The organism is Streptomyces sp. NPDC051243 (assembly GCF_044455405.1).
In the GTDB taxonomy this organism is placed as follows: domain Bacteria; phylum Actinomycetota; class Actinomycetes; order Streptomycetales; family Streptomycetaceae; genus Streptomyces.
Map to the genome: position 1 here is coordinate 45,493 of NZ_JBITES010000015.1, position 14,373 is coordinate 59,865.

14 protein-coding genes are annotated in these 14,373 nt (G+C 70.1%); 3 read left to right on the plus strand and 11 right to left on the minus strand.

The window, feature by feature from the left end; genetic code table 11:
- Positions 1-87 precede the first annotated feature (87 nt).
- A complete protein-coding gene (locus tag ACIBAG_RS33410) occupies positions 88-2,136 on the minus strand; it encodes an APC family permease (protein WP_399110303.1) in 2,049 nt (682 codons plus the stop codon).
- Between the two features lie 504 nt (positions 2,137-2,640).
- Here ACIBAG_RS33410 and ACIBAG_RS33415 point away from each other — a divergent pair.
- Positions 2,641-3,312 (plus strand): potassium channel family protein, encoded by a 672-nt coding sequence (locus ACIBAG_RS33415; RefSeq protein WP_399110305.1) that lies wholly within the window; start codon positions 2,641-2,643, stop codon positions 3,310-3,312.
- Positions 3,312-3,989, plus strand: coding sequence for a potassium channel family protein (locus ACIBAG_RS33420; protein WP_399110306.1), 678 nt, complete (start codon positions 3,312-3,314; stop codon positions 3,987-3,989). Before ACIBAG_RS33415 ends, ACIBAG_RS33420 begins: the two co-directional genes overlap by 1 nt.
- A 128-nt stretch (positions 3,990-4,117) precedes the next feature.
- Here the strand turns inward: ACIBAG_RS33420 and ACIBAG_RS33425 are convergent, their stop codons facing one another.
- From ACIBAG_RS33425 to ACIBAG_RS33460, 8 genes are all read right to left on the minus strand, one after another.
- Positions 4,118-4,843, minus strand: a complete 726-nt coding sequence (locus tag ACIBAG_RS33425) for a DUF3159 domain-containing protein (RefSeq protein WP_399110308.1) — start codon at positions 4,841-4,843, stop codon at positions 4,118-4,120.
- Between the two features lie 3 nt (positions 4,844-4,846).
- Positions 4,847-5,245, minus strand: coding sequence for an OB-fold nucleic acid binding domain-containing protein (locus ACIBAG_RS33430; RefSeq protein WP_399110310.1), 399 nt, complete (start codon positions 5,243-5,245; stop codon positions 4,847-4,849).
- A 77-nt stretch (positions 5,246-5,322) separates the two neighbouring features.
- Complete coding sequence (locus ACIBAG_RS33435; protein ID WP_399110312.1) at positions 5,323-6,006, minus strand: response regulator; 684 nt, start codon at positions 6,004-6,006, stop codon at positions 5,323-5,325.
- Complete coding sequence (locus tag ACIBAG_RS33440; RefSeq protein ID WP_399110314.1) at positions 6,003-8,732, minus strand: DUF4118 domain-containing protein; 2,730 nt, start codon at positions 8,730-8,732, stop codon at positions 6,003-6,005. Before ACIBAG_RS33440 ends, ACIBAG_RS33435 begins: the two co-directional genes overlap by 4 nt.
- A gap of 135 nt (positions 8,733-8,867) precedes the next feature.
- A complete protein-coding gene (locus tag ACIBAG_RS33445; RefSeq protein WP_399110315.1) occupies positions 8,868-10,031 on the minus strand; it encodes an alginate lyase family protein in 1,164 nt (387 codons plus the stop codon).
- Between the two features lie 262 nt (positions 10,032-10,293).
- The gene (locus tag ACIBAG_RS33450) at positions 10,294-11,052 is read right to left on the minus strand and encodes a DUF3710 domain-containing protein (RefSeq protein ID WP_399110317.1); all 759 of its coding nucleotides are present in this window, start codon (positions 11,050-11,052) and stop codon (positions 10,294-10,296) included.
- A gap of 1 nt (position 11,053) precedes the next feature.
- Positions 11,054-11,605 (minus strand): dUTP diphosphatase, encoded by a 552-nt coding sequence (gene dut / locus ACIBAG_RS33455; protein WP_399110318.1) that lies wholly within the window; start codon positions 11,603-11,605, stop codon positions 11,054-11,056.
- Positions 11,602-12,186, minus strand: coding sequence for a PaaI family thioesterase (locus ACIBAG_RS33460; RefSeq protein WP_399110320.1), 585 nt, complete (start codon positions 12,184-12,186; stop codon positions 11,602-11,604). Before ACIBAG_RS33460 ends, dut begins: the two co-directional genes overlap by 4 nt.
- Positions 12,187-12,297: 111 nt before the next feature.
- Between ACIBAG_RS33460 and ACIBAG_RS33465 the strand changes: the two genes are divergently transcribed.
- Complete coding sequence (locus tag ACIBAG_RS33465) at positions 12,298-12,759, plus strand: DUF3093 domain-containing protein (RefSeq protein ID WP_399110322.1); 462 nt, start codon at positions 12,298-12,300, stop codon at positions 12,757-12,759.
- A gap of 112 nt (positions 12,760-12,871) precedes the next feature.
- Here the strand turns inward: ACIBAG_RS33465 and ACIBAG_RS33470 are convergent, their stop codons facing one another.
- Together ACIBAG_RS33470 and ACIBAG_RS33475 are read right to left on the minus strand one after the other, a co-directional pair.
- A complete protein-coding gene (locus ACIBAG_RS33470) occupies positions 12,872-13,798 on the minus strand; it encodes a hypothetical protein (protein ID WP_399110324.1) in 927 nt (308 codons plus the stop codon).
- Positions 13,799-13,811: 13 nt separating this feature from the next.
- A complete protein-coding gene (locus ACIBAG_RS33475; protein WP_003997302.1) occupies positions 13,812-14,108 on the minus strand; it encodes a DUF4193 domain-containing protein in 297 nt (98 codons plus the stop codon).
- Between the last annotated feature and the right edge of the window lie 265 nt (positions 14,109-14,373).

Genomic DNA, 14,373 nt, shown 5'->3' on the forward strand with positions numbered 1-14,373 from the left:
GGGAAGGGGTACGGCCTCAGCGGCGGTCTCCGAGGGCCCGACAACAGCCCACCAGTCTACGTGGTTCCGGCAGGGCGCCGGCCCGCGTCAGCGCTGGGCCTCGGCCTCCTTCGCCCGCTCCTCGGCCGGCCCCCGCCGCACCGAACCCGGCGCGTTCCACTCCTGCCGCTTGCGGGCCCTGGCCTTGGCCACCTCGGAGGACTGGAGCTGGTACGGCACCGAGGTCACCATGATGCCCGGCGTGAAGAGGAGCCGGCCCTTCAGGCGCAGGGCACTCTGGTTGTGCAGCAGGTGCTCGTACCAGTGGCCGACCACGTACTCGGGGATGATCACCGACACGGCGTCGCGCGGCGACTCCTTGCGCAGCCCCTTCACGTACTCGATGATCGGCCGCGTGATCTCGCGGTAGGGCGAGTCGAGCACCTTGAGCGGTACGTCGATCCCGCGCCGCTCCCACTCCTCGCGCAGCGCCTTGGTCTCCGCCGGGTCGACGTTGACGCTGAGCGCCTCCAGGGTGTCCGAGCGCAGCAGTTTGGCGTAGGCGAGGGCACGCAGCGCGGGACGGTGGATCTTGGAGACCAGGACGACCGAGTGCACCCGGGACGGCCGTACGCTGTCGTCGCTCGGGCCCTCGGGGGCGGCGAGTTCCTCGGAGACGTGGTCGTAGTGGCGGCGGATCGCCGTCATGGTGGCGTAGAAGATCACCATGCCGAGCAGGGCGACCCAGGCGCCGTGCGTGAACTTGGTGACGAGGACGACGACCAGGACCAGTCCGGTGAAGAAGGCGCCGAAGGTGTTGATCGCGCGGGAGCGGATCATGTGGCGGCGCCTGGCCTGGTCCGTCTCCGTGGTCAGCAGGCGGTTCCAGTGGCGGACCATGCCGGTCTGGCTGAGCGTGAAGGACACGAACACGCCGACGATGTACAGCTGGATCAGCCGGGTCGAGTCGGCGCCGTAGATCCACACCAGCAGCATGGCCGCGCCCGCCAGGAGCACGATGCCGTTGGAGAAGGCGAGCCGGTCGCCGCGGGTGTGCAGCTGGCGGGGCAGATAGCGGTCCTGCGCGAGGATCGAGCCGAGCACCGGGAAGCCGTTGTAGGCGGTGTTCGCCGCCAGGAACAGCACCAGGGCGGTCGCCGCGGCGAGCACGATGAAGAAGAAGCTGCCCTTGCCGAAGACCGCCTCGGCGACCTGGGTGATCACCGGGTTCTGGACGTAGTCCGCGCCGACCGCGACCCCGTCCTTCAGCAGGTCGACGGCCGGGTTCTCGGCCATACGGACCTTGGTCACCATGGCGAGCCCGATGATGCCGCAGAACATCGTGACGGCCAGCAGGCCCATCATCGCGAGCGTGGTCGCGGCGTTCTTCGACTTGGGCTTGCGGAAGGCCGGGACGCCGTTGGAGATCGCCTCGACGCCGGTGAGCGCGGCGCAGCCGGACGAGAAGGCGCGCAGGAGCAGGAAGACGAGTGCGAAGCCCGCGATTCCCTCGTGCTCCGGCTTGATCTCGTACGACGCCGTGGGCGCCCGCATGGTGTCGTCCAGGACCAGCCCGCGGAACGCGCCCCACGCGATCATGATGAAGACGCCCGCGACGAAGACGTACGTCGGGATCGCGAAGAGACTGCCGGACTCCCTGACGCCGCGCAGGTTCATCAGCGTCAGCAGCACGATCACACCGACCGCGCACTCGACCTTGTGCTCGACGACGAACGGGATCGCGGAGCCCAGGTTCTCGATGCCGGAGGAGATGGAGACGGCGACGGTCAGGACGTAGTCGACGAGCAGGGCGCTCGCGACCGTCAGGCCCGCCTTGGGGCCGAGGTTGGTGGTGGCCACCTCGTAGTCGCCGCCGCCGCTGGGGTAGGCATGCACGTTCTGCCGGTACGAGGCGACCACCGTGAACATCAGCACGACGACCGCGACCGCGATCCAGGGGCTGAAGTGGTAGGCCGACACGCCCGCGATGGAGAGGACCAGCAGTACCTCTCCGGGCGCGTACGCCACGGAGGACAGCGGGTCGGAGGCGAAGACGGGGAGTGCGATGCGCTTGGGCAGGAGCGTTTCCGCCAACCGGTCACTGCGCAGCGCGCGCCCGATCAGAATCCGTTTGGGCACGTCGGTCAGTTTGGACACAACAGAGAATCGTAGGCCCCCGGCCTGGTCCGGAGCACATCCGGGTGAAATCGCGAGCGGCGCGGGGGTGAATTCCGTGCCCCGATCGCGCCGGGCGCCGGACCGGGAGGCATCCGCATGCCTCCATGACCTGCGTCGGTACGCTCATCACACCCGGGAGACCTCATGTCGCAGACGACCGCTCAGCTCGTCGGAGCCCTCGTCTCGCTCGCCGGCCTCGGCGTCCTGGCACTGGCGAGCCTGCGCAGCTTCAACCGCCGTTGACGGGACGAGCGGGACTACCCGACTCCCCGGTCGGTCTGTCAGAGGCGAACGTTACGGTGGACTGAGGCACAGGCGAGTCCACGATCCGTACCGCGAGGGATCATCCCCGGCATTCACCGGCATGATGTTGCCCAGCGGTCCGCGACCGGCCCGCGTCTGTTGCCCGGCGAACCGAGAGAAGGTTATGAGCACCACGTTCACGCAAGTCAGACGCCTCACGAGGAGTGCGGGGTAAGCGCCGTGCACATCGTCATCATGGGTTGCGGAAGGGTGGGCTCCGCTCTGGCCCAGACCCTGGAGCAACAAGGGCACACGGTCGCGGTGATCGACCAGGACCCCACCGCGTTCCGGCGGCTGGGCCCCGGTTTCGGCGGCCGTCGCGTCACCGGCGTCGGCTTCGACCAGGACACCCTGCGCGAGGCGGGCATCGAGGAGGCGGGCGCCTTCGCCGCCGTCTCCAGCGGTGACAACTCGAACATCATCTCCGCGCGGGTGGCCCGCGAGATGTTCGGCGTGGAGAACGTCGCGGCCCGTATCTACGACCCCCGCCGCGCCGAGGTCTACCAGCGCCTGGGCATCCCCACCGTGGCCACGGTCCGCTGGACCGCCGACCAGATGCTGCGCCGTCTGCTGCCGTCCGGCGCCGAGCCGCTGTGGCGTGACCCGACGGGCGGCGTCCAGCTGGCCGAGGTGCACGCTTCGAGCGCCTGGGTGGGCCACAAGATCAGCCGGCTCCAGGAGGAGACGGGCGTCCGCGTCGCGTTCCTCACCCGGCTCGGCGAGGCGATGCTGCCCTCGTCGCAGACGGTGCTGCAGGAGGGCGACCTGGTGCACGTGATGATGCGCACCGACGAGGTCGACAAGGTCGAGGCGGCGTTCGCCAAGGGTCCCGAAGAGGAGGGCGGTCACTGATGAGGGTCGCCATTGCCGGTGCCGGCGCGGTGGGCCGCTCCATCGCGGGCGAACTGCTGGAGAACGGCCACGAGGTCCTGCTCGTCGACAAGGCGCCGACCGCCATCTCGGTCGAGCGGGTCCCGCAGGCGGAGTGGCTGCTCGCCGACGCCTGCGAGATCACGTCGCTGGACGAGGCGGCGCTGCAGCGCTGCAACGTGGTGATCGCCGCGACGGGCGACGACAAGGTCAACCTGGTGGTCTCGCTCCTGGCCAAGACGGAGTACGGCGTCCCGCGCGTCGTGGCCCGGGTGAACAACCCGAAGAACGAGTGGCTGTTCAACGAGGCCTGGGGCGTGGACGTGGCGGTCTCCACCCCCCGCCTGATGTCCGCGCTGGTCGAGGAGGCGGTCTCGGTCGGCGACCTGGTCCGTCTGCTCCGCTTCAGCCACGGCGACGCCAACCTCGTCGAGCTGACCCTGCCGGAGGAGTCGGCGCTGGCCGGCACCCAGGTCGGCGACGTGGAGTGGCCGCAGGACACGTCCCTGGTGACGATCATCCGCGGCACCCGCGTCCTGACCCCGTCCCGCGAGGACTCCCTGGAGGCGGGCGACGAGCTGCTGTTCGTGGCCGCGCAGGCGCGGGAGGAGCAGCTGGAGGACCTGCTGTCGGTGCGGCGCGAGGACGCGACGGGCTGACGGGCTCCGGTTCACGGGATCCACGACGCCGAAGGGCGCCCTGGTTCACAGGGCGCCCTTCGCGCATTCCCGACACCGTCGGGCTGTATCAACCCGTATCAACCCGTCCGGCGATTGAGGACAAGGCCCTACTCGGCAGCCTTGGCGGCAGCCTCCCGCTCAGCCTTCTCGGCCGCCTCCATCTCCGCGAACACATCGATAGGCGCGGGCGCCTTCGCCAGGAACACCCAGGTCAGCCACACAGCCAGCAGGAACGGCGGAATCTTCAGCGCCACCAGCACCCACCCGAACTGCGTGGTGTCCGCCCACCAGTACAGCGGGAACAGGATCGCGCACTTGGCGAGCAGAATCAGACCCCACGCGTAACTGGCCTTCGCATACGCCTTCTTGCGCCCGGGGTTCCGCTTGCGCCAGGAGAGGTTCTCCTTGAACACCGGCCCGAGGATCAGCCCGATCAGCGGCACCCCGCACAGCGTCGTGATGATGTACGCGAGCCCCAGCCCCAGCGTGTAGAGCATGCCGGGCAGATAGAAGTCCTTCGCGTTGCCCGTCATCATCGCGAACACGACACCGAAGGCGACCCCGAAGACACCGCTGAACGCGTGCTTGATGGTGTCCCGCGTCACCAGGCGTACGACCACGAGCACCAGGGACACCACGAGCGCGGCGATCGCCGACAGGTGCAGGTCCTTGTTGATCGTGTAGATGGTGACGAAGAGCAGACCGGGCAGCACCGTCTCGATCATGCCGCGCATGCCGCCGAAGGCCTCGAACAGCGCGGCCTCGGTCACCGCCCGGGCCTCCTGCTCGGCGTCTGCGGTGGTGTCTTCGGTCGGCTTGTCGAGCGACGTCACCGGCTACTCCCGTCCGAGGGGTCTCAGTTCGTATTTCGGGTTGAACAGCACCCGGCGGCCACGACTCATGGAGATCCGGCCCGATGCGATCAGCCGGCGCCCCGGCTCTATGCCGACTATGGAGCGCCTGCCGAGCCACACCACGTCCAGGGCGGCGGAGCCGTCGAACAGCTCGGCCTCCAGGGCCGGGACTCCGGCACGCGGCCGCAGGGTGACCGTGCGCAAGGTACCAGTAACGGTCACTATCTGTCGGTCACGGCATTCACCGATCTTGATACAGCCGGCCGTCTCGGCGTCCTCCCGCAGCTCCTCGGACTCCAGGTCCTCCTGCGACGAGGAGAGCCGGTCGAGCATGCGCCGGAACCGGCCCACCGACTTTTCGGAACGAGGAACAGCACTCATGCCTTGAAGCGTACCGGGGAGCACCGACACCTTCGTACCCCCGGTGCGCCCACGGGAACCGGCCCCCTGTGACCGGCTCACTTCTCGAAGCGGTACCCCATACCCGGCTCCGTTATGAAGTGCTTCGGATGCGAAGGGTCCGCCTCCAGCTTCCTGCGCAGCTGGGCCATGTACACCCGCAGATAGTTCGTCTCCGTCCCGTACGACGGCCCCCACACCTCCTGCAGCAACTGCTTCTGGCTGACGAGGCGCCCGGTGTTGCGCACCAGCACCTCGAGCAGATGCCACTCGGTCGGGGTGAGCCGGACGTCCCTTCCGCCCCTGTTGACCTTCTTCGCGGCCAGGTCGACGGTGAACTCCTCGGTCTCCACCATCACGTCGTCCTCGCCGCCCCCGGTGGGCTCGGCCCGGCGGACGGCGGCCCGCAGCCGGGCCAGCAGCTCGTCCATGCCGAACGGCTTGGTGACGTAGTCGTCGGCGCCCGCGTCCAGCGCCTCGACCTTCTCGTCGGAGGAGTGCCGGGCGGACAGCACCAGGATCGGCACGCGGGTCCAGCCGCGCAGCCCCCGGATCACCTCGACGCCGTCCATGTCGGGCAGACCGAGGTCGAGCACGACCACGTCGGGGTGGCGGGTGGCGGCGAGTTCGAGGGCGGTGGCCCCGTCGTGCGCCGCGTCGACCTCGTACTTGCGGGCCTTGAGGTTGATCACGAGGGCACGCACGATCTGCGGCTCGTCGTCGATCACCAGAACCCGGGTCATGTGGTCTGCCTTTCGGGTCGTACGGAGTGAAGGGGCTCGTCGGAACGAGGAGACCCGCCGGCGGGAGGAGGCCCGTCGGAACGCAGAGGCCGGTCGGACCGGGGAGGCCCGTCGGAGTCGGGAGGCTCCTCGGACGGGCCGGCCTCCCGGGCACCGCCGGCCTCCACGGAGTGGGTGGGCTCGCCGGCACGGGTCGACTCCCACGGACCAGGAGGTTCCCCGCCACGCGGAGCCGCCCGCAGGGTGAGCACCATGGTGAGACCCCCGCCCGGCGTGTCCTCGGCGTTGAGGGTGCCGCCGTTGGCCTCGGCGAAGCCGCGCGCGACCGCGAGGCCGAGCCCGACCCCCGCGCCGCGCGGGGCGTCGCCGTACCGCTGGAAGGGCGCGAAGATCCGTTCCTTGGCCTCGTCCGGGACGCCGGGCCCGCGGTCGACCACCCGGACCTCGACGCGGTCGGCGATGGCGCTCGCGGAGACGAGGACGGGCCTGCCGTCCGGGCTGTACTTGACGGCGTTCTCCACCAGGTTGGCCACCGACCGCTCCAGCAGCCCCGGGTCCACGGCGACCATGGGCAGCGTCTCCGGAACGTCCAGCTCCACGCTGTCCTCCGGCACCCCGACCAGCGCCATCGGCACCACCTCGTCGAGGTCGATGTCGCGGATGAGGGGCGTGACCGTGCCGGTCTGCAGCCGGGACATGTCGAGGAGGTTCCCCACGAGATGGTCGAGCCGGTCGGCACCCTCCTCGATGCCCAGCAGCAGCTCCGCCTCGTCCTCCTCGGACCACGCCACGTCGTCGGACCGCAGCGATGACACGGACGCCTTGATGCCCGCGAGGGGCGTCCGCAGGTCGTGGCTCACGGCGGCCAGCAGGGCCGTGCGGATGCGGTTGCCCTCGGCCAGCTCCTTGGCCTGGTCGGCCTCGTGACGCAGGCGCTGCCGGTCCAGGACGACCGCGGCCTGGGCGGCGAACGCGGCGAGCACCCGGCGGTCCTCGGCGGGCAGCACACGGCCGGTCAGCGCAAGTGCCATGTGGTCGCCGACCGGCACGTCGACGTCGGCGTCCTCCGGCCGCGCGAGCTCACGCCCCTGGCCGGCCCGGCCCGCGCAGGTCCAGGGGTCGACGTCGCCCGCCCGCTCGAGCAGGGCCGCCGACTCCATGCCGAAGGTCTCCCGGACGCGTTCCAGCAGCTCCTCCAGGCCGGTCTCGCCACGCAGCACGTTGCCCGCGAGGAAGGAGAGGATCTCCGACTCGGCGCGCAGCCGGTTCGCCTGGTGGGTGCGCCGGGCCGCGACGTCGACCACCGAGGCCACCGCCACCGCCACGAACACGAAGATCACGAGTGCGAGCAGGTTCTTGGGGTCGGCGATCGTGAGCCGGTGCACCGGCTCCGTGAAGAACCAGTTGATCAGGATCGAGCCGACCGCCGCCGAGGCCAGAGCCGGGTAGAGCCCGCCGAGCAGCGCCGCCGCCACCGTCAGGGTCAGGAACAGCAGCATGTCGTTCGCGAGGCCCAGGTCGGCGTCGACGTGGGTCAGCAGCAGGGTCAGCAGCGCGGGCCCGCCGACGCCGACCAGCCAGCCCCACAGAATCCTGGACCGGCCGAGGCGCGCTCCCCGGGCCACGGGCAGTCCGCGCCCCTTGGCGGCCTCCTCGTGCGTGACGATGTGCACATCCAGGTCGGGGCCCGATTCCCGGGCCACCGTGACGCCCACGCCCGGTCCGAAGACGTACTGCCAGCTCCGGCGGCGGGAGGAGCCGAGCACTATCTGGGTGGCGTTCGCCCCGCGCGCGAAGTCCAGCAGGGCCGCCGGGATGTCGTCGCCGACGACATGGTGAAAGGTTCCGCCCAGGTCCTCGACGAGGGTCCGCTGGACGGCCAGTTCCTTGGGCGAGGCGGAGGTGAGGCCGTCGCTGCGGGAGATGTAGACCGCCAGCACCTCACCGCCGGCGCCCTTCTCCGCAAGGCGCGCGGCCCGCCGGATCAGCGTCCGCCCCTCCGGGCCGCCGGTCAGCCCGACCACGATCCGTTCGCGCGAACCCCAGATCTTCGACACCCGGTGCTCGCTGCGGTACGCGTTCAGGTACTCGTCGACCCGGTCCGCCACCCAGAGCAGCGCCAGCTCGCGCAGAGCCGTGAGATTGCCGGGGCGGAAGTAGTTCGACAGGGCCGCGTCGACCTTGTCCGGCTGGTAGATGTTGCCGTGCGCCATACGACGGCGCAGCGCCTGTGGCGACATGTCGACCAGCTCGACCTGGTCCGCACGGCGCACCACCTCGTCCGGCACGGTCTCCTGCTGGCGCACCCCCGTGATCGACTCCACGACGTCGCCCAGCGACTCCAGGTGCTGGATGTTGACGGTCGATATGACATCGATCCCGGCCGCCAGCAGCTCCTCGACGTCCTGCCAGCGCTTGGCGTTGCGCGAGCCGGGGATGTTGGTGTGGGCCAGCTCGTCGACGAGGGCCACCTGCGGACGTCTGGCCAGGACGGCGTCGACGTCCATCTCGGTGAAGGAGGTGCCCCGGTACTCCAGTGCCCGGCGCCGTACCTGCTCCAGGCCGTGCAGCATCACCTCGGTGCGCGGCCGGTCGTGGTGCTCCACCAAGGCCACCACGCAGTCGGTGCCGCGCTCGGCGCGGCGGTGCGCCTCGGACAGCATCGCGTACGTCTTGCCGACGCCCGGTGCCGCACCGAGGTAGATCCGAAGCTTGCCGCGTCCCATGGTCCTCATTGTGTTCCGGCCCTTACTGCCCACGCAGCGTCGACCTTACGACCAAGAATCGCGACAAATGGGTCCGGGTGCGGCGGCGGGAGCGTCTTTGACGCAACTCTGACGCTCCCGCCGTGCCCCTGGGTCTCAGCCGGGGTTGTCGCCGTGGGTGAGGGTCTCCCAGGCGACGAAGAGGTTGTTGGCGCCGGACGGGCGGCCCTGCTCGGTGAGCCTCTCGGTGTTGGTCATGGCGTGGCCGAGGCGGTTGGCCAGGGCGTTGTGCCCGACCTCGGTGACCGGGCCGAGCCCCAGCTTCAGCGAGCCGCCGCACAGCCAGCCGGGAACGGCGCCGCCCAACTCGTACTTGGCCTGGAACCCGAGCGCGTGCCGCAGCCGCTCGCCGACGTCGGTGCCGTACAGGTCCTGCCCCTGGATCCGGCTGGTCTCGGCCACGTGTGAGATGGCGGAGATGCCGTACCCGGTGTGGGTGAGATCGCGGCAGGTCTCCTGGGTGAGGCCGGTGACGAAGGTGGACTGCCCCTGCCAGTACTTGACGATCTTCTCGCGGGTGTCGAGGTTCTGGCTCGGCACGGTCTTCGGCAGGTCGCCGTCGGAGGACAGGTAGACGTAGGCGGCGGTGCGGGTGCGGAACTTCGCCATGGCCTTGTCGTAGGACGCCTTGTCCTCCAGGAAGACCGAGATGCCGACGGCGGCCTCCATCATCGACAGCTCCCAGTTGCCGTTGGAGTTCGAGCCGTTGATGATCTCGGGCAGGTACACGTTGCGCAGCATGGTGGCGAACCGCCCGGAGTTCGGCCAGCTTCCGCCGTAGGTGAACTTGATGATCTCCGCGGCCCTGGGCCAGGAGGAGCCGGCCCAGCCCGTCTGGAGGGGCGCGTTGCTGTTGGTGTGGTCCCTGATCACCGCGGACCAGGCGTCCATCAGCTCGATGGCCTTCCTGGCGTGCCGCTCGTCGCGGGTGACGTACCAGGCGAGTGCCTGGGTGTAGGCGGCCATGGCGTCCTCGCGCTCGTCGGTACAGCCGTGGTTGGGGTTCGAGTACGAGCCGCACTCGACGACGGCGCGGGGCTTGGGGATGCGGTTCAGATCGGCGTACTTGCTCGCCATCATCCGGTCGAAGGCGCCTTTCCACGGCTGGGCGCCTGCGTTGACCTTGGAGCGGGTGAAGTCCAACTGGCCCTTGGAGACGGTGACTCCGGGGTGCACGAAGGTGGCGGGAGCGGCGTCGGCGGGCCAGGCGAGGACACCGGCGACGAGGGCGGCGGCCGCGAGGAGAGCGGTTCTGCGCATACGTGGGGGGCCTTCCGTTCTCGTATATGAACGTGAAGCGCCTTTATGAACAGACGCGTTGGCCGGAGACGGTAGGTACAGACCAATGCGCCGTCAAGGGTTCACGCACGAGAAAAGGGCCGTACCCCATAAGGGATACGGCCCCTGAAGCGCCCTAGGGGCGCGGGACTGCACTCGATATGCGGCTCCGCCGCGTGGGCGCGACAAACCACGACGCGCCCGCAGCCGAACAGACGACCTGTCGCGGCCCTCCAAGGGAGCGCTAACGCACCTCGGTGATCTCCGGTCCGCGCTGGAGCTGGCCCATGCCGCCGGAGAAGCGCGAGCCCGCCTCCTCCTGCTGGACGCCCTCGGGAACCATCTGGGCGTCGTTCGGCAGCTTCAGGACGATCGGGTCACGGGGCGCCATCGGGCCCTCGCCACGCACCACGACCGTGTCCCGGAAGATCTGCTCCAGCAGACCGGCCGCCTGCGGCTGCACCGCGCCCTGGCCCGAGATCACACCGCGCAGGAACCAGCGGGGACCGTCCACACCGACGAACCGCACGACCTGGAAACCACCCGTGCCGTCCGGCAGCTGCACCGGCACCTGGGCCCGCAGCTCCCAGCCCAGCGGCCCCTCGACCTCGTCGATGATGCCACCCTGCTGGGTGATGCCGGAGCCGATCTCCTCGCGCACCTCGCCCCAGATGCCCTCGCGCTTGGGCGCGGCGAAGGCCTGCAGCTGGATGGCGCTGTCGCGCAGCACGACGGTCGCCGCGACGATCGCGTCGCCCGCGACCTCCACCCGCAGCTCCATGCCGTCGACGCCCGGCACCAGCAGGCCGCCCAGGTCCACCCGGCCCTCGCCGGGCTCACGAACCTCGGAACTGTCCCAGGGCCCGTCGGGCCGCGGTTCCGGCTCGAGCTTCACGCGCTCGCGCGTGCCGTCGTCGTCCGCCTCAGTGTCGATGTCGACGACCTGCTCGGGCTCGCCGGCCGCGTCCTCGGCGGCACCCTTCTTCTTGCGACGTCCGAACACGTCACTGTCCTTCCCGGTCGGATACGACCGAAGCGTATCGATTCCCACCCGCCCGGCCGCCGTCGGCGGCCTGACCGCTTGTGCTGCTTGTGCCGTCCACCGCGGCATGGCCGCCGGTGGACCCGAAGCCCCCTTCGGCCCGCGCCGAATCGGGAAGCTCCGCGACCTCCTGGAAGCGAACCCTCTCGACCTGCTGGACGACCAGTTGGGCAATCCGGTCGAAGCGCTCGAACCGCACGGTCTCATGCGGGTCGAGATTCACCACGATCACCTTGATCTCCCCACGGTACCCGGCATCAACCGTCCCCGGGGCATTCACGAGGGCGACACCGAGACGGGCGGCGAGACCGGAGCGCGGGTGCACGAAGGCCGCGTACCCCTCCGGAAGAGCGATCGACACCCCGGTGGGCAGTACGGCCCGCTCGCCCGGCCCGAGTTCGCGGCTCTCGGTGGTGCGCAGATCGGCTCCGGCGTCACCGGGGTGCTCGTACGTCGGAAGCGGTACGTCGGGGTCGACGCGCCGGATCAGCACGTTCAGGGGATCACGGCTCACGGGTTCACCTCGAAGGCACGGGCACGCCGGACCTGGTCCGGGTCGTTCATGGCGGCCCGGATCTCCTCCGGGCGGCCGTTGTCGATGAAGTGGTCGACCTTCACCTCGATGAAGAGGGCGTCGGCGCGGACGGCCACGGGCCCGTCCGGACCGCCGATCCGGCCGGTGGCGGTGGAGTAGATCTTGCGGCCCGCCACCGCCGTCACCTCCGCCTCCAGATGCAGCACCGTGCCCACCGGGACCGGCCGCACGAAGTCGGTCTCCAGCCGCCCGGTCACGGCGATCGTCCGCAGCAGCCAGTTGAGCGAGCCGAGGGTCTCGTCGAGGGCGGTCGCGAGCACTCCGCCGTGCGCGAGACCGGGCGCGCCCTGGTGGGCGGGCTGGACGGTGAACTCCGCGGTGATGCTGACGCCGTCCCCCGCCCGTGCCTCCAGACGCAGCCCGTGGGGCTGCTCGCCGCCGCAGCCGAAACACTCGCCGTAGTGCGCGCCGAGAAGCTCACCGGGTGCGGGAGCATCAGGGTGACGCACCGGTTTCACGGCGTCGGCCGGAGGCTTGAGAGCTGCTGAAGTACCACTCACAGCCGCAGACCTTACCCGCCCGCCCGTCTCCCACCGCCGCCCCGCCTGACGGCGCTTCGCGCCGGCCCCCTGACTCCGGCACCAACCGGACACCGTGCCAAGCTTGGCTCCATGCAGCTCTCCGCCGCCCCGTACGAAGAACGTCTCACCGCCCCCCGCTCCTGGTGGCTGATCTCGTTCCTGGCCGGGGTCTCCCTGGCCCTGATCGCCCTCCCCTTCGGCACGCTGCCCATGCTCGTCGGCCTGGTCGGCGGCACCGCCGCGGCGGCCGTCATGGCCAGCTCGTACGGCTCGGTCCGCATCCGCGTGGTGGGCGACTCGCTGATCGCGGGCGAGGCGAAGCTCCCGGTGCGGGCGCTGGGTGAGGCGCATGTGCTGGACCCGGAGGAGGCCCGTGCCTGGCGTACGTACAAGGCCGACACCCGTGCCTTCCTCCTGCTGCGCGCGTACATCCCCACGGCGCTGCGCGTGGAGGTCACGGACCCCGAGGACCCGACCCCGTACCTGTATCTGTCGACCCGCGAGCCGGAGCGTCTGGCGGAGGCGATCAAGGCGGCCAAGGCCTCGGTCTAGCGCACCAGGCCCTCGGTCTCGCACACCCGAACGGGCCGTCACCGGCCTGGCAAGGACTTGTCCTGCGGCAAGGACTTCGCCGGGCCACGAACCCCTCCCGGCTGAGGAGGTCTCAGCCGCCCCCGAGCTCCTTGCGCCCGCGCGGCCGCGTGATCGCCCCCATGTCCAGCGGTCGCTCGGGGCGCTCCAGCGGGGACAGTTGCGGCAGCTCGTCCCACGGCACCTGCACCTTCCGCAGGTCCGCGCGGATCCGCGCCGCGAGTTTCTTGGTGTCCCGGCGGTTCATGGCCGCGCCCACGGCGGCGCCCACCAGGAAGGGCATCAGGTTCGGCAGGTTCCGGACCATCCGCTTCATGATCTGCTGACGCAGCTCCCGCTTCATCTGCCCGCCGAGCGCGGCGTTGACCGTCGCCGGCTTCATGGGGTCGATACCGCGTTCCTCGGACCACGAGGACAGATACGCGGTGCTGCGGTCCTTGAGGCCGCCGGGCGGGCGTACGCCGTACACCTCGTGCAGCTCGGCGATCAGCTTCAGCTCGATCGCCGCCACGCCGGTGATCTCGGCGGCCAGTTCCGTGGGCATCGCGGGCGGCACCGGCAGCATCGCCGCCGCGCCGACTCCGGCGCCGACCGTCGAGCTCGCGTTCGCCGCGCCCGCCACGAGCTTGTCCGCGAGCTGCTCGGGCCCGAGGCCCGGGAACTGCTTGCGGAGCGTCGCGAGGTCCCGTACGGGGATCCGCGGGGCGTTCTCGATGATCCGGTCGGCCAGGTACCCGAGGCCCGCCCTGGCGCGGCTGCCGCCCTTACGGACGCCTTCCCGGGCCTTTTCCCGGATCACCGCGGCCGTGCGCCGTGTGACAGGCGCGGGAACCGCCTCCTGAGCCTGGATGTCGGCGCGGCCGGGCGCCGGCTCGAGCGAGGCTCCCACACCGGGTGAGCCCCGCTCGTCCTCACGCGTGCCGTGCGGGCCGTCGGACGGCCCTGGGTCCGCTCCCCGGAACGGGAAGCGGCGCTTCCGAGGTGGGGTCGAGCCAGTCATGCCCGACCCGGCCTCAGTCGCAGTCGCGGCAGATCGGCTGACCGTTCTTCTCCCGGGCCAGCTGGCTGCGGTGGTGCACCAGGAAGCAGCTCATGCAGGTGAACTCGTCCTGCTGCTTCGGCAGCACCCGGACAGCCAGCTCCTCGTTTGAGAGGTCGGCGCCGGGCAGCTCCAGGCCTTCCGCGGCCTCGAACTCGTCGACGTCCACAGAGGAGGTCGACTTGTCGTTCCGCCGGGCCTTGAGCTCTTCAAGGCTGTCCGAGTCGACGTCGTCGTCGGTCTTGCGTGGGGTGTCGTAATCCGTTGCCATGTCGCTCTCCCCCTCTGGGTGTCTGCGGTGTCTCCAGCGCACGTAACGCGTGAGAGGCCGGACTTGTGCCCGACCCGAGGCGGAGATTTTGCCTCACATCAAGGTCTGTTACTCAATCGACACCCAACCGGACTCCTCAAGAGTGATCGGCTTGGATGGCGAACGGGACCGTACACGGTCCTAATGCCGCAGTTCAAAGGCGTCTCACCGTGTACTTCCCGTGATCAAGACCCCCGAAAACCCGGATTTTCCCGGCTTTCCGACA

Coding starts and splice junctions, on each gene's coding strand:
- ACIBAG_RS33420 (WP_399110306.1), top strand. CDS start 3,312: ATGAGGGTCGCCATTGCCGGTGCCGGCGCGGTGGGCCGCTCCATCGCG.
- ACIBAG_RS33430 (WP_399110310.1), bottom strand. CDS start 5,245: ATGAGTGCTGTTCCTCGTTCCGAAAAGTCGGTGGGCCGGTTCCGGCGC.
- ACIBAG_RS33435 (WP_399110312.1), bottom strand. CDS start 6,006: ATGACCCGGGTTCTGGTGATCGACGACGAGCCGCAGATCGTGCGTGCC.
- ACIBAG_RS33440 (WP_399110314.1), bottom strand. CDS start 8,732: ATGGGACGCGGCAAGCTTCGGATCTACCTCGGTGCGGCACCGGGCGTC.
- ACIBAG_RS33445 (WP_399110315.1), bottom strand. CDS start 10,031: ATGCGCAGAACCGCTCTCCTCGCGGCCGCCGCCCTCGTCGCCGGTGTC.
- ACIBAG_RS33465 (WP_399110322.1), top strand. CDS start 12,298: ATGCAGCTCTCCGCCGCCCCGTACGAAGAACGTCTCACCGCCCCCCGC.
- ACIBAG_RS33470 (WP_399110324.1), bottom strand. CDS start 13,798: ATGACTGGCTCGACCCCACCTCGGAAGCGCCGCTTCCCGTTCCGGGGA.
- ACIBAG_RS33475 (WP_003997302.1), bottom strand. CDS start 14,108: ATGGCAACGGATTACGACACCCCACGCAAGACCGACGACGACGTCGAC.